Annotated in this window: 19 protein-coding genes; 12 read left to right on the forward strand and 7 right to left on the reverse strand. The window is 75.5% G+C overall.

Translation table 11 applies throughout. From position 1 onward, the window contains the following. Window positions 1-99 precede the first annotated feature (99 nt). The 6 genes from PHK61_RS25525 (at window position 100) to PHK61_RS25550 (ending at window position 6,880) form a co-directional block, all read left to right on the forward strand. Complete coding sequence (locus tag PHK61_RS25525) at window positions 100-621, forward strand: (2Fe-2S)-binding protein (RefSeq protein WP_274283838.1); 522 nt, start codon at window positions 100-102, stop codon at window positions 619-621. After that, a complete protein-coding gene (locus tag PHK61_RS25530; RefSeq protein WP_274283839.1) occupies window positions 621-3,119 on the forward strand; it encodes a xanthine dehydrogenase family protein molybdopterin-binding subunit in 2,499 nt (832 codons plus the stop codon). Before PHK61_RS25525 ends, PHK61_RS25530 begins: the two co-directional genes overlap by 1 nt. Continuing rightward, window positions 3,116-3,967 carry an FAD binding domain-containing protein gene (locus PHK61_RS25535; protein ID WP_274283840.1) on the forward strand — a complete coding sequence of 284 codons (852 nt, stop codon included), beginning with the start codon at window positions 3,116-3,118 and terminating at the stop codon, window positions 3,965-3,967. Before PHK61_RS25530 ends, PHK61_RS25535 begins: the two co-directional genes overlap by 4 nt. A 98-nt stretch (window positions 3,968-4,065) precedes the next feature. Then, complete coding sequence (locus tag PHK61_RS25540; RefSeq protein WP_274283841.1) at window positions 4,066-4,941, forward strand: SRPBCC family protein; 876 nt, start codon at window positions 4,066-4,068, stop codon at window positions 4,939-4,941. Between the two features lie 177 nt (window positions 4,942-5,118). Then, window positions 5,119-6,135 (forward strand): P1 family peptidase, encoded by a 1,017-nt coding sequence (locus tag PHK61_RS25545; protein ID WP_274283842.1) that lies wholly within the window; start codon window positions 5,119-5,121, stop codon window positions 6,133-6,135. A 79-nt stretch (window positions 6,136-6,214) separates the two neighbouring features. Beyond that, window positions 6,215-6,880 (forward strand): helix-turn-helix domain-containing protein, encoded by a 666-nt coding sequence (locus PHK61_RS25550; RefSeq protein WP_274283843.1) that lies wholly within the window; start codon window positions 6,215-6,217, stop codon window positions 6,878-6,880. Here PHK61_RS25550 and PHK61_RS25555 read toward each other — a convergent pair. Next, complete coding sequence (locus PHK61_RS25555) at window positions 6,866-7,264, reverse strand: VOC family protein (protein WP_274283844.1); 399 nt, start codon at window positions 7,262-7,264, stop codon at window positions 6,866-6,868. The genes PHK61_RS25550 and PHK61_RS25555 overlap by 15 nt on opposite strands. A gap of 61 nt (window positions 7,265-7,325) precedes the next feature. Here PHK61_RS25555 and PHK61_RS25560 point away from each other — a divergent pair, with 61 nt between their 5' ends. Together PHK61_RS25560 and PHK61_RS25565 are read left to right on the forward strand one after the other, a co-directional pair. Then, entirely contained in the window at window positions 7,326-8,225 is a 900-nt protein-coding gene (locus tag PHK61_RS25560; protein WP_274283845.1) for a DNA-3-methyladenine glycosylase family protein, read from the forward strand. 6 nt (window positions 8,226-8,231) lie between these two features. Further along, a complete protein-coding gene (locus PHK61_RS25565; RefSeq protein ID WP_274283846.1) occupies window positions 8,232-8,699 on the forward strand; it encodes an HAD family hydrolase in 468 nt (155 codons plus the stop codon). A gap of 11 nt (window positions 8,700-8,710) precedes the next feature. On the opposite strand, the gene PHK61_RS25570 is transcribed toward PHK61_RS25565, so the two are convergent. From PHK61_RS25570 to PHK61_RS25585, 4 genes are all read right to left on the reverse strand, one after another. After that, complete coding sequence (locus tag PHK61_RS25570) at window positions 8,711-9,187, reverse strand: methylated-DNA--[protein]-cysteine S-methyltransferase (RefSeq protein WP_274283847.1); 477 nt, start codon at window positions 9,185-9,187, stop codon at window positions 8,711-8,713. Window positions 9,188-9,279: 92 nt separating this feature from the next. Next, the gene (locus PHK61_RS25575; RefSeq protein WP_274283868.1) at window positions 9,280-9,564 is read right to left on the reverse strand and encodes a MoaD/ThiS family protein; all 285 of its coding nucleotides are present in this window, start codon (window positions 9,562-9,564) and stop codon (window positions 9,280-9,282) included. Next, window positions 9,564-10,652, reverse strand: a complete 1,089-nt coding sequence (gene moaA / locus PHK61_RS25580) for a GTP 3',8-cyclase MoaA (RefSeq protein WP_274283848.1) — start codon at window positions 10,650-10,652, stop codon at window positions 9,564-9,566. Before moaA ends, PHK61_RS25575 begins: the two co-directional genes overlap by 1 nt. A gap of 160 nt (window positions 10,653-10,812) precedes the next feature. Further along, a complete protein-coding gene (locus PHK61_RS25585; protein ID WP_274283849.1) occupies window positions 10,813-11,415 on the reverse strand; it encodes a TetR/AcrR family transcriptional regulator in 603 nt (200 codons plus the stop codon). 47 nt (window positions 11,416-11,462) lie between these two features. Between PHK61_RS25585 and PHK61_RS25590 the strand changes: the two genes are divergently transcribed. From PHK61_RS25590 to PHK61_RS25600, 3 genes are all read left to right on the forward strand, one after another. After that, window positions 11,463-12,101: an NAD(P)-dependent oxidoreductase gene (locus PHK61_RS25590; protein WP_274283850.1), complete on the forward strand. Its 639-nt coding sequence runs from the start codon at window positions 11,463-11,465 to the stop codon at window positions 12,099-12,101. A gap of 76 nt (window positions 12,102-12,177) precedes the next feature. Next, window positions 12,178-13,236 carry an efflux RND transporter periplasmic adaptor subunit gene (locus PHK61_RS25595; RefSeq protein ID WP_274283851.1) on the forward strand — a complete coding sequence of 353 codons (1,059 nt, stop codon included), beginning with the start codon at window positions 12,178-12,180 and terminating at the stop codon, window positions 13,234-13,236. Further along, complete coding sequence (locus PHK61_RS25600) at window positions 13,233-13,709, forward strand: hypothetical protein (protein ID WP_274283852.1); 477 nt, start codon at window positions 13,233-13,235, stop codon at window positions 13,707-13,709. Before PHK61_RS25595 ends, PHK61_RS25600 begins: the two co-directional genes overlap by 4 nt. Here PHK61_RS25600 and PHK61_RS25605 read toward each other — a convergent pair. Continuing rightward, window positions 13,706-14,830 carry a hypothetical protein gene (locus tag PHK61_RS25605; RefSeq protein ID WP_274283853.1) on the reverse strand — a complete coding sequence of 375 codons (1,125 nt, stop codon included), beginning with the start codon at window positions 14,828-14,830 and terminating at the stop codon, window positions 13,706-13,708. The genes PHK61_RS25600 and PHK61_RS25605 overlap by 4 nt on opposite strands. Then, window positions 14,814-16,046 (reverse strand): hypothetical protein, encoded by a 1,233-nt coding sequence (locus PHK61_RS25610; protein WP_274283854.1) that lies wholly within the window; start codon window positions 16,044-16,046, stop codon window positions 14,814-14,816. The genes PHK61_RS25605 and PHK61_RS25610 overlap by 17 nt, the downstream gene beginning before the upstream one ends. A gap of 204 nt (window positions 16,047-16,250) precedes the next feature. Here PHK61_RS25610 and PHK61_RS25615 point away from each other — a divergent pair, with 204 nt between their 5' ends. After that, on the forward strand, window positions 16,251-16,979 hold the full coding sequence (locus PHK61_RS25615; protein ID WP_274283855.1) for a response regulator transcription factor: 729 nt from the start codon (window positions 16,251-16,253) through the stop codon (window positions 16,977-16,979). Window positions 16,980-16,986: the final 7 nt, after the last annotated feature.

The raw sequence follows: 16,986 nt of genomic DNA on the forward strand, positions 1-16,986 counted from the left end.
GCTCCGCGGTCGGGCGCGGTTCAGGACACGCCACCACGTCCTCGGCGCACGACGGTCGGTCTCCGGTACCGCGTCGGGCGGCCGAGTGAGGAGAGGTCCATGGCACGCATCCGGACCACCGTCGACGGACTCGTCTACGAGGACGACGTCGAGCCCCGCATGCTGCTCGTTCAGTACCTGCGGGAACGACTCGGCAAGACGGGCACGGTGATCGGCTGCGACACGAGCAACTGCGGGGCCTGCACCGTCCACCTGGACGGCATGAGCGTGAAGTCCTGCTCGGTGCTGGCCGTCCAGGCGAACGGTGCCGAGGTCCTCACCATCGAGGGCCTCGAGCGTGACGGGCAGCTGCACCCCATGCAGCAGGCCTTCCACGACAACCACGCCCTGCAGTGCGGCTACTGCACGCCCGGCATGATCATGCAGTCGATCGACCTGCTCGGGGACAACCCCGACCCGTCGGAGCACGAGATCCGTGAGGGCATCGAGGGCAACCTCTGCCGCTGCACCGGCTACCAGAACATCGTGCGCGCCGTCCAGGACGCCGCGTCGAAGATGAAGCCGGGCGCGTCCGCCACCCAGCAGTCGTCCGCCCAGCCCGTGGCCGGGGGTGGCGCCTGATGACGACGACGGAGAACCCGAGCACCCCGGCCCCCGAGATCGGGCGGGACCGGCGGCGCAAGGAGGACCGTCGACTCATCACGGGGCGCACCCGCTGGGTCGACAACCAGGCCCTCACCGGCCTCCTGCACCTCTCGGTCGTCCGCAGCCCGTTCGCCCACGCGAACATCAAGGGCATCGACACCTCGGCGGCCAAGCAGGTCCCGGGCGTCGTCGCGGTCTACTCGGCGGCCGACATCGGTGCCGACCAGGTGCAGCTGCCCTGCGCCTGGCCGATCACCAAGGACATGAAGTCCCCGCAGCGCCCGGCGCTCGCGGGCAGCCGCGTGAACTTCGCCGGCGAGGGCGTCGCCGTGGTCGTCGCCCGCAGCGCGGCGATCGCCAAGGACGCCGCCGAGCTCGTCGAGGTCGACTACGAGGAGCTCGAGCCGGTCCTCGACATGGAGGAGGCGCTCAAGGACGGCGCCACCCTCGTGCACCCCGAGATCGGGACGAACGCCAACGCGCAGTGGGTGTTCGACTCCGGCGAGGCGGGCTCGGGCGGCGACGTCGCCGAGGCGCTGAAGAAGGCGGAGTCGGACGACGACCAGATCGTCGTGCGGCGCCGCTTCCGTCAGCAGCGCCTGGTGCCGGTCTTCATGGAGCCGCGCTCCACGGTGGTCGACCCCAACAGCGAGCAGCTGACGATGTGGTCGTCCACCCAGGTGCCGCACATCCTCAAGACGATGCTGGCGCTGACGCTCGGCCTGCCCGAGCACAAGATCCGCGTCATCGCGCCGGACGTCGGCGGCGGGTTCGGCGGCAAGATCGCCGTCGCGCCCGAGGAGGTCCTCACGCTGCTGGTGGCCCGCAAGCTGGGCAAGCCGGTCAAGTGGACCGAGACCCGCTCCGAGTCCCTGCTCACGGCCCACCACGGCCGCGACCAGGTGCAGGAGCTGGCCATGTCCGTCACGAAGGACGGGCAGATCACCGGCCTGGACGTGAAGCTGATCGCGGACATGGGCGCCTACCTCGGCCTCGTCGGCCCGGGTGTGCCGATCCTCGGCGCGTTCATGTTCAACGCGATCTACAAGATCCCGGCCTACCGCTTCGACTGCACCAACGTCTTCACCACCAAGACGCTCACCGACGCCTACCGCGGCGCCGGACGCCCGGAGGCCACCTTCGGCATCGAGCGCCTGATGGACGAGGCGGCCCTCGAGCTCGGCATGGAGCCGCTCGAGTTCCGCGAGAAGAACTGGATCAAGCACGAGGAGTTCCCGTACACCACGGTCAGCACGCTGACCTACGACACGGGCAACTACGAGGCGGCCACCGAGCAGGCCAAGCAGATGTTCGACTACGACGGCCTGCGGCGAGAGCAGCAGGAGCGTCGTCGGCGTGGCGACGTCAAGCAGCTCGGCATCGGCATCTCGACCTTCACCGAGATGTGCGGCCTGGCCCCGTCCCGCGTCCTCGGCTCGCTCGACTACGGCGCCGGCGGCTGGGAGACCGCGTCCATCCGGATGCAGCCCACTGGCAAGGCCGAGGTCGTCGTCGGCGTCAGCCCGCACGGCCAGGGCCACGAGACGGCGTTCTCGCAGATCGTCGCCGACCAGCTCGGCGTGCCGTTCGACGACGTCGAGATCCTCCACGGCGACACGCAGTCGTCGTACAAGGGCCTCGACACCTACGGCTCGCGCTCGCTCGCGGTCGGCGGCATCGCCGTGGTCAAGGCGGCCGAGAAGGTCATCGAGAAGGCCAAGCCGATCGCGGCGCACATGCTCGAGGCCTCCGAGGGCGACCTCGAGTTCTCGGGCGGGAAGTTCACCGTCAAGGGCACCGACAAGGGTGTGGGCATCCAGGACATCGCGCTCGCGGTGTTCGCCGCCCACGACTACCCGGAGGGCATCGAGCCCGACATCGACGCCCACGCGACGTTCGACCCGGAGAACTTCTCGTTCCCGCACGGCACGCACCTGTGCGCCGTCGAGGTCGACACCGAGACCGGCTTCGTCTCGCTGTACAAGTACGTCTGCGTCGACGACGTCGGCAACGTGATCAACCCGCTGATCGTCGAGGGCCAGGTCCACGGCGGTCTCGCGCAGGGCATCGCGCAGGCCCTGTACGAGGAGGCCGCGTACGACGACCAGGGCACGCTGCTCTCGGGCACGCTGGTCGACTACACGCTGCCCACGGCGGCCGACCTGATCAGCTTCGACACCGCGAACACCACGACCGCGTCGACGACCAACCCGCTCGGGGTCAAGGGCGTCGGCGAGGCCGGGACGATCGCCTCCACCCCGGCGGTGGTGAACTCGGTGCTCGACGCGATCCGGCACCTCGGTGTCAAGGACATCGACATGCCCACCACCCCGTACCGCGTCTGGACCGCGATCCAGAGCGCCTCGGGGCACGCGGGGCGCGCCGACGAGGCGGACGTGGCCTCGCCCGGCGCGGGCCTCGGCTCCACCGCCAGCGACATCTCGAAGGGCGACACCCAGGGAGGACACCTGTGATCCCGGCCCAGTTCGACTACGTCCGGCCGACCACCGTCGAGGAGGCGGTCCAGGCCCTGCGTGACGGCGGTGACGACGCCAAGCTCCTGGCCGGTGGTCAGAGCCTGCTGCCGGTGCTCCGGCTCCGGATGGCCGACCCGTCGCTGATCATCGACCTCGGCGGGATCGCGGAGCTCAAGGGCCTCCGCGAGGAGGGCAACGAGGTCGTCGTCGGGGCGATGACGTCGCACCACGACGTCGCCCGTGACGACACGCTGCGCCAGCACGTCGCCCTCATCCAGGAGGCGACGAAGACGGTGGCGGACCCGCAGGTGCGCCACCGGGGCACCCTCGGCGGGGCGCTGGCCCACGCCGACCCGGCCGGTGACCTCGCCGCGCCGGCGCTGGCCCTCGACGCCCAGTTCGTCATCGCCGGGCCGAACGGGACCCGCACGGTCGCCGCGGCGGACTTCTTCGAGGACTACTTCACGACCGCCATCGGCGAGGGTGAGCTCCTCACGGAGATCCGCTTCCCGAAGTTCACCGGGTGGGGCGCGCGCTACGAGAAGTTCAACCGGGTCGCCCAGGCCTGGTCGATCGTCGCGGTCGCCGCCACGGTGAAGGTGGAAGGCGGCACCATCTCCGAGGCCCGCATCGGCCTGACCAACATGGCGGGCACCCCGGTGCGCGCCCGGGCCGTCGAGTCAGCCCTGGTCGGGCAGTCCGCGAGCGAGGAGAATGTTCGCAAGGCCGCCCAGGCCGCCGCCGAGGGCACCAGCCCGACCGCGGACGCGGACGCCGGTTCCGACTACCGCGAGCACCTCGCACGGGTGCTCACCGGTCGGGCCGTCCTCGCGGCCGCGGGCTGATCCTCGACCGACGACCGATCGTCACGACGCCGGCCCGCTCCCGCACCCCGCGGGGGCGGGCCTCCGTCGTGAACCGCACCCTCCCAGGAGGTACGCCAGTGAAGCTCGAGAACGAGTTCACCGTCCCGGTGGACATCGACACCGTGTTCGACGCCCTGAACGACCCCGAGAAGGTCACGCCGTGCTTCCCGGGCGCCACGCTCGACTCCCACGAGGGCGACGGCTTCACGGGCACCGTGAAGGTCAAGCTCGGCCCGATCTCCATGACCTACAAGGGCAAGGGCACCTTCGTCGAGCGCGACAAGACCAACCACAAGGTCGTCGTCGACGCCCAGGGCCGTGACTCGCGGGGCAACGGCACCGCGTCGGCCAAGGCGACGCTGACGATGACCGACGAGGGCGGCAAGACCAAGGTCAACGTCCTCACCGAGATGCAGGTGACCGGCAAGCCGGCGCAGTTCGGCCGCGGCGTCATGTCCGACGTCGGCGACAAGATCCTGGGTCAGTTCGCGTCCTGCCTCGCCGACGAGTTCGGCAGCAGCAGCGCGGGCGGCGCCGGCGCGGCCGCCGTGTCCGACACCGGCTCCACCGGCGGCAACGGCACCGGCCCGGCGGCCACCGAGTCCGTCGCCGTGTCCGGCGGCGAGGCCCCGGTCAGCGCGCCCGCGGCGCCGACGCCGGTCGCGTCGGGCTCCGGGGCACCGACCGCGGCCGCGATGCCCACGAGTGTCGCGGAGGCGGCCAAGGGCGACACGGGCGCCAAGCCCGGTGCGTCCGCCGGCAACGCGGCGGCGGCCGCCGGCCAGGCCGCGGCGCAGCCGAGCCAGCCGCGCCGCCAGCAGGTCGAGGCCATCGACCTGCTCGACAGCTCGCGGGAGGCCGTGCTCAAGCGCCTCGTGCCCGTGGGCATCGGCGCCGGCGTCCTGGCCGCGATCATCGCGATCATCCTGATCGCGCGCGGGCGTTCGTCGTAGCGCGTCGCGCGGCGTCTCTGAGCGAAGGGCCCCTCCGGTCGATCTACTCGACCGAAGGGGCCCTTCGTTCGTCACGGACCGGTGCGGCGGTGGGCGAGGGGTGCCCCTCGCCCGTCCATCCGACCGAAGGGGGCCTTCGCTCGGAGAGCCCGGGCCCGCTCTGCGAAGCTGCGCGCCGTGCGCACCGGACCCACCAACACCCTCGTCGACGTCCCGGGCCTGCAGGTCGGGCACGCGGAGCTCGCCGGGGAGGGAGCGCTCTCGGGCACGACGGTCGTGCTACCCGGGCCCGAGGGCGCGGTCGCGGGGGTCGACGTGCGCGGCGGCGGTCCCGGCACCCGGGAGACCGACGCCCTCGACCCGCGCACGCTCGTCGAGCGCGTGCACGCGGTGGTGCTCACCGGCGGGAGCGCCTACGGGCTCGCCGCCGCCTCCGGGGTCGCCGACGCGCTGGGCGCGCAGGGCCGGGGCTTCCCGGTCGGCGGGCCGGGCGAGGTGGTGCCCGTGGTGCCCGCCGCCGTGGTCTTCGACCTCGGGCGCGGCGGGCGCTTCGCCGCGCGGCCCGGGGCGGACACTGGCGCCGCGGCGCTCGCGGCGTGCAGCGACGCCCCGCCGGCCCAGGGGGTCGTGGGTGCGGGCACCGGCGCGCTCGTCGGCGGGCTCAAGGGCGGGATCGGGTCGGCGTCGACGGTGCTCGCCGACGGCACGGTCGTCGCGGCGCTCGTCGTCGCCAACGCCGCCGGCTCCGCGGTGGACCCCGCGACCGGCGAGCTGTGGGGTGCCCGGCACCGCGACGACGCCGACGCCGAGCTCCCGGCGCTGCCCGACGACCGGGCCGCCCTCCTCGCCGCGCTGCGCGACGCCGCCGCCCCGCCCACGCTCAACACGACGATCGGCGTGGTCGCCACCGACGCGGGGCTCACGGTGGCCCAGTGCGCCAAGCTCGCCGCGGTCGGGCAGAGCGGCCTCGCCCGCGCGGTGCGTCCCGCCCACGGGATGACCGACGGCGACACCTTCTTCGGGCTCGCGACCACCGCGCGCCCGGCCCCGGACCTCGGCGGCGTCCAGGAGATCCTCACCGCGGGCGCCGACTGCGTGACCCGCGCGGTGGTCCACGCCGTCCTCGCCGCGCGCAGCGTCGAGACCCCGGCCGGGCACTGGCGCAGCTACCGCGACCTCGTGGCGGGCGCGTGAGGTCGCAGCGAGGGACTCCCTCGCTGCCTGACACGCAGCGAGGGTGACCCTCGCTGCCACTGCGGGGCACCATGGGGACGTGGAGGGCTACCGCGAGCGCGGGGTGGCGCCCGGGGTCGTGCTCTGGAGCAGCGGCGGGGCGCCGGGCACCATCCTGCCCGACGGGTGCCTGGACCTGATCTGGAACGGGCGCGGGCTGGTCGTCGCCGGGCCCGACGGAGCGGCGCGGTTCAACGACGGCGGCGGCCGGCGCCACATCGGCCTGCGCTTCTCGCACGGGCGCGGACCCGCGCTGCTCGGGCTGCGCGCCGACGAGCTGCGCGACACCACGGTCACGCTCGCCGCCCTGTGGGGCGACGCCGAGGCCCGCGAGCTCACCGAACGGGTGGCCGACGACCCGGCCGGCGTCCTGCGCGGGGTCGCCACCGCCACCCCGCCGGGCGCCGACGAGCGCTTCGGGGCGCGGGTGTTCGGCGCGCTCGCGCGCGGGCGCGACGTCGCGGGGCTCGCCGACGACCTCGGCACCACCCCGCGCACGCTGCACCGGCGCTGCCTGCCGGTGTTCGGTTACGGCCCCCAGCACCTCGGGCGCATCCTGCGCCTGCAGCGCGCGCTGGCCCGCGCCCGCGCGGGCACGCCGTGGGCCGACGTCGCCGCGGTCGAGGGCTTCGCCGACCAGCCGCACCTGGCCCGCGAGGTGCGGGCGCTGGCGGGCACGACGCCGACCGGGTTACTCGCTGGGTAGCGGGGCGAAGAGGTCCACCGACCCGCCGTCCGGGTCGTGCACCGTCGCGTAGCGCTGGCCCCAGAACGCGTCCCAGGGCTTGAGCTCGCCGTGGTGTCCCGCGTCCACCAGCGCCGCGTAGGTCGCGTCGACCTCGGCGGGCGAGTCGCACGCGAACGCGAGCGCGCTGCGGGGGCCGCCGGTCGGCGGGGTCCAGGAGGGGTCGAAGGAGCGGATCGTCGCCTCGGTGTCGAAGGCCAGGCGCAGCCCGCCGCCGAGGTCGACCTCGACGTGCGGCTGGTCGTCGGCCTCGGGCGGGGCGTCGATGCCGAGGCGGCGGTAGAACGCGAGCGTGGTGGCCATGTCGGCGACGACCAGCTCGACGACGGAGAGTCGGGGTGCCATGGCGCTCACCGTAGGGACCGCCCGCGCGGCCGGGCTTGGAACGATCGGACAGGATGCCGGGGTGGTCCACCGGGTCGAGCGCGCGCTGGCCTTCACCGAGCCGCTGTGCCCCGACAACCTCTTCGGCCACCTCGTCGCGACGGCCGTCCCGGGTGTCGAGGAGTGGCACGACGGCGCGTACCGGCGCACGCTCGCGCTGCCCGGCGGGCCCGGGGTCGTCGCCCTGCGCCCGGCGGACGGCCACGTCGGGGCCACCCTGACCCTCACCGACCCCGCCGACGCCGACGCGGCCGCGCGCCTGGCCCGCCGCATCCTCGACCTCGACGCCGATCCCGGCACGATCGACGCGACCCTGCGCGCCGACCCGGTGCTCTCCGCGCTCGTCGACGAGGCCCCGGGCCGGCGGGTGCCCGGTTCCCCGGACGCCGACGAGTTCGCCGTGCGGGCGGTGCTCGGCCAGCAGGTCTCCACCGCCGCCGCCCGCACCCACGCCGGGCGCCTCGTGCGGGGGCACGGGACGCCGCTGCCCGACGGGTTCGCGGGCCCGGGCAGCTCGCTGACCCACCTCTTCCCGGGCGCGCCCGCGCTCACCGCCGTCGACCCCGACGAGCTCGGCATGCCCCGCACCCGCAAGCGCACGCTGCTGACCCTCGTGCGGGCGCTCGCCGACGGCGAGGTCGTGCTGGACCCGGCCGACGTCCCCGGCTCCCGGTCCGCGCTCGCCGGGCTCCCCGGGATCGGCCCCTGGACCGTCGACTCGGTCGCCATGCGCGCGCTCGGCGACCCCGACGCGTTCCTGCCCTCCGACCTCGGGATCCGGGTGGCCGCCGGGCGCCTCGGCCTGCCCGCCCGCGACCGCGACCTCGTCGCCCGCGCCGAGCCCTGGCGGCCCTACCGCGCGTACGCCACGCAGTACCTCTGGGCGGCGCTGGACCACGCCGTGAACACCATGCCAGGGTGATCCGTCGTGGACACCGACGATCCGCTGTGGGGCGCGCTCGACCGGGTGGCGGAGACGCCGACGCTGCTCGTGGCCTGCGCCTTCGACGGGGCGCTCGCCCCGGACGAGGGCGACCCCGCGCAGGCGCGCGCCGAGCAGGTGTCGTCCGAGGCGCTCAACGTGCTCATCGCCCTGGCCGACACCACGGTGGCGGTGGTGTCCGACCGGCCCCTCGACGAGGTCGCCGAGCTGATGTTCCTGTCCGGCGCCAAGGGCGGCGGGCGGGTGGTCGCGCCCGAGGGGCTGGGGGCGCTGCGCGACGAGGTCGGGGCCACCGCGCTCGTCGCGGTCGGGGTGGAGATCGCCGGGTCCTCCGCCGACGTCGTCGTCGGCGTCGGGGAGCACCTCGGGGCCGGCGCGCCCTACGTGGTCGAGGACGTCGACGACGTCGCCGAGCTCCTCGAGGAGCTCGCCGGCCTGCGCCGCCGGAACTAGCCGGCGCGAGCTCAGAACAGGACCTGGTCCCGGGACTCGAGGTCGAGCAGGGCGCGCTTGCGCTCCAGCCCGCCCGCGTAGCCGGTGAGGCTCCCGTCGGCGCCGACGACGCGGTGGCAGGGCACGACGATCGCCACCGGGTTGCGGGCCATGGCCCCCCCGACGCGGCGGGCCTCGCCGGCCGCCAGCCCGGTCGCGGCGGCGAGCTCGCCGTAGCTGACGGTGTCGCCGTAGCGGACCGACCGGAGCTGCTCGAGGACGCGGCGGTCCCAGGCGGGGTGCGCGGACAGGTCGACGGGCACGGTGAACTCCCGCAGCGTGCCGTCGAGGTAGGCGTCGATCTCGCGGCGCGCAAGGTCGAGGATCTCCTCGGCGGCCTCGCCCCGGGCGACGTCACCGTCGCCGGGGGAGAAGCCGAGCAGGGTCAGACCGTGCTCGGACGCCTCGAGGTGCAGGGGACCGATCCGGGTCTCGTGGACGACGCTCATGTCCTGGAGAACACCGTCGACGGGCCGTGCGTGGCGGCGGGAGACCAAGCATCGAGGGGAGCACGCCGAGAGGGGGAGCTCGACCCGACGACTCAGCCGCCGGCGAAGGGCGGGAGGACGTCGACGGTGGCGCCGTCGGCGAGCACCGTGGTCCGGTCGTGCACGGCGGTCTCGTCGAGCAGGAAGCTCGCGGCGCCCAGGACGCGGGTCAGGGCGTCGCCGTGGTCGGCGGCCAACGCCGTGATCAGGTCCGCCACGGTGGCGCCGTGGGGGACGGTGACGGCCTCGCTGCGGGTGCCGGCCGCGGCCTTGGCCCCGGCGAAGTAGCGCACCGTCACGGTGACGGTCGCGACGCGGGCGTCGGTCGAGGTGATCATCATCCTCCGATCGCGCTCATGGGCCGGTCGGGCTGCAGGAATCCGGGGTCGTCGATGCCGTGGCCGGGCTTCTTGCCCCACATGGCCACGCGCCAGGCGTCGGCGATCTCGCCGTCGGTGCCGCCGCCGCGCAGCAGGCCGCGCAGGTCGTTCTCCGAGCGGGCGAACAGGCAGTTGCGCACCTGACCGTCGGCGGTCAGGCGCGTGCGGTCGCAGGTGCCGCAGAACGGGCGTGTCACCGAGGCGATGACGCCGACCCGGGCGGGGGAGCCGTCGTGGCCGGTCCACCCGTCGACGAGGAAGCGCTCCGCGGGGGCGCCGCCGCGCTCGGCCGGGTCCTCGGTGAGCGTGAACCGCGTGCGCAGCGCCGCCAGCACCTGCTCGGCGGTGATCATGCGGTCGCGCTGCCAGGAGTGGCCGGCGTCGAGCGGCATCTGCTCGATGATGCGCAGCTCGTAGCGCTCCTCGAGGGCCCAGGCGAGCAGGTCGGGCGCCTCGTCGTCGTTGAGCCCCGGCATCAGCACGGTATTGATCTTGATCGGGTCGAGCCCGTGCTCGCGCGCGGCGCGCAGCCCGGAGAGGACGTCCTCGAGGCGGTCGCGCCGGGTGATCTCGGTGAACCGGTCGCGGCGCAGCGTGTCGAGCGAGACGTTGACCCGGTCGAGACCTGCCGCGGCGAGACCGGCCGCGCGGCGGGTGAGGCCCAGCGCGTTGGTGGTCACCGACATCTCGGGGCGGTGGGGCAGCGTGGCGGTGGCCGCCACGATGTCCTCGAGGCCCTTGCGCAGCAGCGGCTCGCCGCCGGTGAAGCGGATCTCCTGGACGCCCAGCTGCTCGACCGCGATGCGCACCAGGCGCACGATCTCGTCGTCGGTGAGGGCCTGCTCGGTCGGCATCCACTCCAGGCCCTCGGCGGGCATGCAGTAGGTGCACCGCAGGTTGCAGCGGTCGGTCAGCGAGACCCGCAGGTCGGTCGCGACGCGTCCCCAGGAGTCGACCAGGCGTGCGTCGTCGGGTCGTCCGCTGGTGTCCGTGGTGGCGGTGGCGGCCCCGGGGACGGCCGGCACGCCGAGGTCGAGGGCGGTCATCACCGTCCACCCTAACCGCGTCGCGGGGGTGCGGTGAGCAGCGTCTCCGCAGGTCGGAGAGCTCATCCGCAGTTGCGGTGATCACGGCGCGGAGAAGATCGCAGGTGCGGCGACGGGTGGGGAGAAACGGTCTGATCGGAGGGGCTGTCGATCCCGGCGGTCAGCGGGGGAGGAGCCCCCGGACCGCCGCGCGGGCGAGATCCGCGCCCGTCGCGGCCTCGTCGGTGGCGCCGAACGCGGCGAGGAACGTCGTCATCTGGCACGCCCCGAGCAGGAGCAGGGCCGACGCCCGCGGGTCGAGCGCGGCGTCGACCCGGCCCGCCGCGGCCTCGGCGGCGAGGTAGTCGGCCAGGCCGTCGACGGCCACGTGCGGCCCGGTCCCGAGCCGGGCCAGAGCCGCCCGGTGCGCCGCCAGGATCGCCGGCTCGGAGAACAGGGCGGCGCCCATCGGGAAGGTCTCGCGGTAGAACGCGATCGCCTCGCTCGCCACCTCGACGAGGATCTCCTCGACCTGCCCCGTCCCGACGCGCGCCGGCAGGCCGTGGAGGACGTCGGTGAACCGCGAGGGCACCCGCTCGACGAGCACGGCGACGAACAGGGCGGTCTTGTCCTCGAAGTGCTTGTAGAGCGCGGCCTCGGAGAAGCCCGCCTCGCGCGCGATCTCCTTGGTCGTGGCCCGGGCGACGCCGCGCTCGCGCATGACGGTGAGGGCGGCGTCGAGCATGCGGTCGCGCGTCGAGCGGGTTGACGCGGCGCGGGGCACGTCGCCATCCTAGGTTGGTGAGTACTCACTCACTTCGAGGAGGGGCTGTGCGGATCGTGGTGCTGGGGGCGTCCGGCCGGACCGGGCGCGAGGTCGTGACCCAGGCCCTCGCGGAGGGGCACGAGGTGGTCGCGGTGGCGCGCCCGGGTTCGGGGGTCCCCGGCGGCGCGACGGTGGTGCGGGCCGGGTTCGACGACCCCGGCGACCCCGACGACTCCGGGGTCCTCGACGGCGCCGTGCGCGGCGCCGACGCGGTGGTCTCCGCGCTGGGCGCCCGGGGCCGCGGTCCGACGAGGGTGTGCACCGACGGCGTCACCGCGGTCCTCGCGGCCATGGCGCGCACGGGGGTACGCCGGCTCGTGGTGGTCAGCGCCTCCGGCCTGCCCGGCGCGGGCGACGACCTCGCCGTGCGCTGGCTGGTCAAGCCGATCCTGCAACGGGTGTTCCGCCACCCCTACGCGGACATGACCCGCATGGAGGAGATCGTGCGGGCGAGCGACCGCGACTGGACGATCGTGCGCCCGCCCCAGCTCACCGACGGCCCGCGGACCGGGAGCTACCGCCGCGCCCTCGACCGCCACCTCCCGCGGGGCCACCGGGTCGCCCGCGCCGACCTCGCCGCCGAGCTGCTGCGCCTCGCCCGGGAGGGCGACGCGGTCGGGCACCTCGTCGCGGTGGCCGACTGAACACCACCCGGAGGGGTGACACGCCGGGTGCGCGCTTCCCGGAAGCGGGCGGCGCGCCGCACTACGGTCGGACACCATGTCCACCGGTCGGCGCCGCCTGGGCTGGCTGCTGCCGACGGTGCTGGTGGTCGTCCTGCTCGCCGGCGCTGGCGGTGCGGTGGTCCTGCTGCGCGAGCCCCAGCTCCTGCCCGGGCGCACGGCGTCCGTGGTGCCGGTGGTGCGCGCCGACGTCGTCACCGAGCTCCGGGTCCCCGGCGTGGTCCGCAGCGGCGGCGAGGCCGACGTGTCGTTCGTGGTCAGCGGGGTCGTGCGCACCGTCGACGTCGCGCCGGGCGCCGTGGTCGCCCCCGGCGACGTGCTTGCGACCCTCGACGACGCGCCCGTCCGCGCCCGGGTCACCGCCGCCCAGACCGCGCTGGCCGCCGACACCCGCGACATCACCGCCGCGCGCAGCGCCGTCCCCGTCGACCTCGTGGCGGTCGGGCGGTTCGAGGCCCAGGCCGCCCGCGACCGCGCGGAGCTGGCCGAGGCCAACCGCCAGCTCGAGGGCACGGTGCTGCGGGCCCCGCGCGGCGGCACCGTGACCGCCGTGGCCGGGCAGGTCGGCGACCGCGTCGTCGCCGGCGCGCCCACCCCCGACGACGCCCCGAGCCGCCGGCCGTTCGTGCGCCTCGCGGACCTCGCCTCGCTCGTCGTCCGCGCCTCGGTGCCGCCGCGCGACGTGCCGCGGGTGGCGACCGGGCAGCCCGCGTCGGCGAGCGTCGAGGGCGTCGGCGACCCGGTGCTCGGCGAGGTCGTCGGCGTCGAGCCCGCCCCGGGCCCGGACGGCGCCTACGGCGTCTCGGTCGCGGGCACGCTCCCGCCGCCCACCCTGCGGGTGGGCCAGGCCGCCGACGTGCGCGTGCTCGTCGAGCGCGCGATCGGTGTCCTCGTGGTCCCGCCCGCCGCGGTGCGCCCGACCGGGCCGGGTCGCGGCACGGTGCTCGTGCGCCCGCCGAACGGCCGGGGGCCCGACCGGGTCGTCGCGGTCACCACCGGGCTCGCCGACGCCGTCTCGATCGAGATCCGCGACGGGCTGCGGGAGGGTGACCGCGTCCTCGTGCCGCGCGACGCCGATCCGGGACCGCGGCCGTGATCGACCGCGACGACGAGCGCAGCGACGACTGGGAGGACGAGTTCTACCGGGCCCGGGAGTACGCGACCGACCCCGGCGACGGCCCACCGCCGGAGCCGCCGACCGGGGAGCGCCCGCGACCGCGGCGCTGGGTGACGGCGCTGGCCCTGCTGACCGTGTTCGTGCTCGGCGTGCTCGGGGGCGTGGTGGCCGACCGCTACCTCGCGGTCGGCTGCCGCACCTGCGCGCCGCCCGCCGGGATCGGCGTCCCGCTCGTGGGCACGCTCGAGAGCACCGGCGACGGGCTGATCGCCGTGCGCACCCCCGACGGCCGCCTCGTGCCCGTGCGGACCTCACCGGCCACCCGCGTCGTCGACCAGGTGCCGCGCCCCGGGCCCGTCACCGGTCTGGTGCGGGGCACGCGGGTCAGCGTGCTCGGGGTGCCCGACGCCGACGGCGTGCTCACCGCCGACGCGGTGGCCGTGCCGGGCTAGAAGGCGCGCTCGAGCCAGTCCAGCAGGCTCTGGCCCCACGAGGTGCCGGCGTCGTTCACGGGCCTCGCCGGGGGGAGCGGGACCGGGAGGGGGGCCGGCAGTCCCGGGAGCCCCGTGAGCAGGCCCGGGGGCACGACCGGCGGCGTGGTCGTCGTCGTCGTCGTCGTGGTGGTGGTCGTGCTCGTCGTCGTGGACGTGTCGTCCGCGGGGGGCTGCGCCGGGCGCCCGGGCCGCGCGGGCCGGTCCTGCCCGGGCCGGTCCTGCCCGGGCCGGTCCTGCCCTGGTCGGTCCTGCCCGGGTCGGTCCTGCCCGGGCGGCGTCCTGGTGGGCGTCGTGGTGGCCGGCGTCGTCGTCGTGGGCTCCACCGACGTCGTGGTGGTGGTCGGCGCAGTGGTGGGCTCGACGGTCGTGGTCGTCGTCGGCCGCGGCGTGGTCGTGGTGGTCGTCGGCCGCGGCGTGGTCGTGGTCGTCGTGGGCCGCGCCGACGTGGTGGTCGTCGTGGGCTCCGCCGAGGTCGTCGTGGGCTCCGCCGAGGTCGTCGTGGTCGTCGTGGTGGTCGAGGTCGTCGGGTCCGGCGTCACCGTCTTCGTCCGCGTCTCGGTGCGCGTCTCGGTGGTGACCGGGGCGGGGACGGCGGTCGTGGTCAGCCACAGCGCGCGCAGGACGGGGCTCGACCCGCCGTCGGCGCGCCGCAGGAGCACGCGCACCGAGAGCTCGGTGCTCGGGCCCCCGAGGCGGGCGGTGCCGCCGCGGGGCACGGTGACCCAGGAGCCCCAGGTGCCGTCGCCGCGCAGCCCGCGCGCCTCGACGACGACGGAGCCGCCGGAGGGGACGTCGGCGGTCGGGACGCCGGCGACGGAGTCGACGACGCCGGTGGTGCGCCGCGGCGCGAGCACCAACTCGCCGTCGCGCACGCCCGAGTCGTCGAGCCGGATGGCGCCGCCGTCGAGCACGACGCCGCGGTCGTCGCCGCCGTCGATCGCGAGCTCGGGCGACCAGCTCTCGGTGCGCGGCGGGTCGGTCGAGGCGCCCGCGGGCACGGCGAGCGCGAGGGCGAGCCCCACGGCACCGGCCGCGACGGCGAGGGCGCCGTGACGCCGGGAGTCAGCAGGACGGGACATCGCGCGCCTCCACCTGGTCGGCCGGGACGAACTGGGCGGGACCGAGCCGGATCCACCGGGTGCCGATCCCGGTACGGCCGGCGCCGGCGTCCACCACGCACTCGTAGGACATGCGGGCCTGCGGGGCGACGACCCCGACGACGGCCGCGTCGGCGGCGGGCGCGGCGCGCACCTCGAGGCGCGCGGCGCGGTCGATGGCCGTGCCGGAGGGCCCCGTCCCCGTCCACAGGTAGGTCACGGTGACCCACGCGTTGTCGGTGAGCCCGAGGTCGTCGCGGAAGGTGCCGTCGGCGAGGTCGATGCCCGCCGGGTTGGCGACCCGCCGTCCGAACCCGTCGCGCCCGCCGCGGTAGTCGTCGGTGAAGGCGGCCTCGGCCTGGGGACGGCCGCGGGGCAGGTCGCCGAACTCCTGGCGCACCGCGCTCTCGCTCCAGTAGTCGTCGCGGGTGTTCCACGGACCGACGTCCCAGAGCGGCACCCAGGTGCAGCGGGTCTCGGACGCGCAGACGCGCGCGGTGTAGTCGCCCGTCCCGCGCGGGCTCAGGCTGCGCCGGGAGGGCAGGGCGGCGAAGCGGTCGTTGGTCTCGACCTCGTGCCCGTTGGCGGTGTCGTTGCCGACGAGGCCGATGCGGGTGGCGAAGACGCGCGAGGTCAGCGGGGTGGTCGTCGTCGGCTCGGCCGCGGTGAAGCGCTGGGGTCCGCGGTCGGCGGTCAGCCCGAGGCGGCGCAGCGCCGGCCCGGAGCCGTCCGGTGCGGCGACGAGCGTGACCCGCACCTGGATCTCGAAGGTCGGCTGCTCGAGGCGGGCGGGGCTGCCCGGCGCGGTCTCGCGCCACTCGCTCCAGGTGTCGTCGTCGCGGATGCCGCGCACCGCCACGAGGACCTGAGCACCGGCCGGGACGTCGGCGGCGACGTCGGCGGAGACCTGGTCGGTCACCGCCGCGGGCCGTCGCGGGGCGAGCAGGAGCTGCCCCTCGGCCGGCGCCGTACCGGTGCTCGTCGCGCGGGGCTCGCGGTCGCGCAGGCGCACCGCTCCGTCGCCGGCGATCACGTTGCTGTCGTCGCCGCCCTCGATCCCGAGCTCGGCGATCCACGACTCGCTCGTGGGGACCGCACCGGCCACGGGAGCGGCCAGGACCGAGGCGAGCACCGCCCCCGTCGCGACGGCGGTGCCGAGCGCCCCCCGGGTCCACGGTCCGGTCCGGCGTGCCGCCATCGATGCTCCCCCGCCGTCGGGTCCCCGGGGTGGTCGGGGACGTCGGCGACCATGGAAGATCGCCGACTCTCTGTGGACAAGCGAAAGCAGGGAGACGCATGTGGGTGATAGCCGGTGAGGCGACTTACATGACTGTCATTACGGTGATCGCCACCCCGCGCGTCGCCACGCCGGACCTCACCCCGATGAGGTACGTCTATCGAGGTGCGCGAGAGCGGGGGCTCAGGAGAGACGTGCGTCGTCCACGACGGGCGGCCACAGGCGCGGCGCCGGCTGCAGATGCTCGTCGACACGGTCGCGGGCCCGGAGGCGGTCGCGGTCGCCCGCGACCCCGACGACCTGCTCGCCCTGCTGGCGGCGACGCCGCGGGCGATCGCGGTGCTCGGGCTCGCCGAGACCGAGCCGTCCGGGCTGGACGTCGTGCGCCGCGTCCTCGCCGACGCGCCCGGCACGGCGGTGCTCGTCGCCGGGTCGGGGGAGGCCCACGCGCCCGCCCAGCAGGCCCTCGCCGAGGGCGCCGCGGGCTTCCTGCGCTGGGAGGCCCCGCGGGCGATGATCCGCACGCTGGTCCGCAGCCTCGCCAGCACCGCGGCCGGCGACGACCTCGTGCCCCGGCCGGCGGTGCCGTCGGCGCGCGGCTCCGTCGAGGCGGTCGCGTCGCCCGAGGAGGGCCTGCACGACGTCGTCGTCGATCTCGACGCCCAGCGGCGCCTCGAGCTCTCGGTGCGCGAGGTGCAGGTGCTCATCGGCGTCAGCCGCGGGCTGACCAACGCCGACATCGGCCGGCGGCTCTACCTCTCCGACCACACGGTCAAGTCGCACACCGGGCACCTGTTCCGCAAGCTCGGCGCGAGCGACCGTGCCCAGGCCGTGAGCCACGCCTGGCGTCTTGGCCTGTTCGTGCCCGCGCCGACCCGTCGGGCCGGCGCCTGACCCATGT

The sequence above is a fragment of the Actinomycetospora lutea genome, assembly GCF_028737205.1.
Lineage (GTDB): Bacteria > Actinomycetota > Actinomycetes > Mycobacteriales > Pseudonocardiaceae > Actinomycetospora > Actinomycetospora lutea.

Coding starts and splice junctions, on each gene's coding strand:
- PHK61_RS25595 (WP_274283851.1), top strand. CDS start 12,178: ATGTCCACCGGTCGGCGCCGCCTGGGCTGGCTGCTGCCGACGGTGCTG.
- PHK61_RS25525 (WP_274283838.1), top strand. CDS start 100: ATGGCACGCATCCGGACCACCGTCGACGGACTCGTCTACGAGGACGAC.
- PHK61_RS25610 (WP_274283854.1), bottom strand. CDS start 16,046: ATGGCGGCACGCCGGACCGGACCGTGGACCCGGGGGGCGCTCGGCACC.
- PHK61_RS25605 (WP_274283853.1), bottom strand. CDS start 14,830: ATGTCCCGTCCTGCTGACTCCCGGCGTCACGGCGCCCTCGCCGTCGCG.
- PHK61_RS25555 (WP_274283844.1), bottom strand. CDS start 7,264: ATGGCACCCCGACTCTCCGTCGTCGAGCTGGTCGTCGCCGACATGGCC.
- PHK61_RS25530 (WP_274283839.1), top strand. CDS start 621: ATGACGACGACGGAGAACCCGAGCACCCCGGCCCCCGAGATCGGGCGG.
- moaA (WP_274283848.1), bottom strand. CDS start 10,652: ATGACCGCCCTCGACCTCGGCGTGCCGGCCGTCCCCGGGGCCGCCACC.
- PHK61_RS25575 (WP_274283868.1), bottom strand. CDS start 9,564: ATGATCACCTCGACCGACGCCCGCGTCGCGACCGTCACCGTGACGGTG.
- PHK61_RS25570 (WP_274283847.1), bottom strand. CDS start 9,187: ATGAGCGTCGTCCACGAGACCCGGATCGGTCCCCTGCACCTCGAGGCG.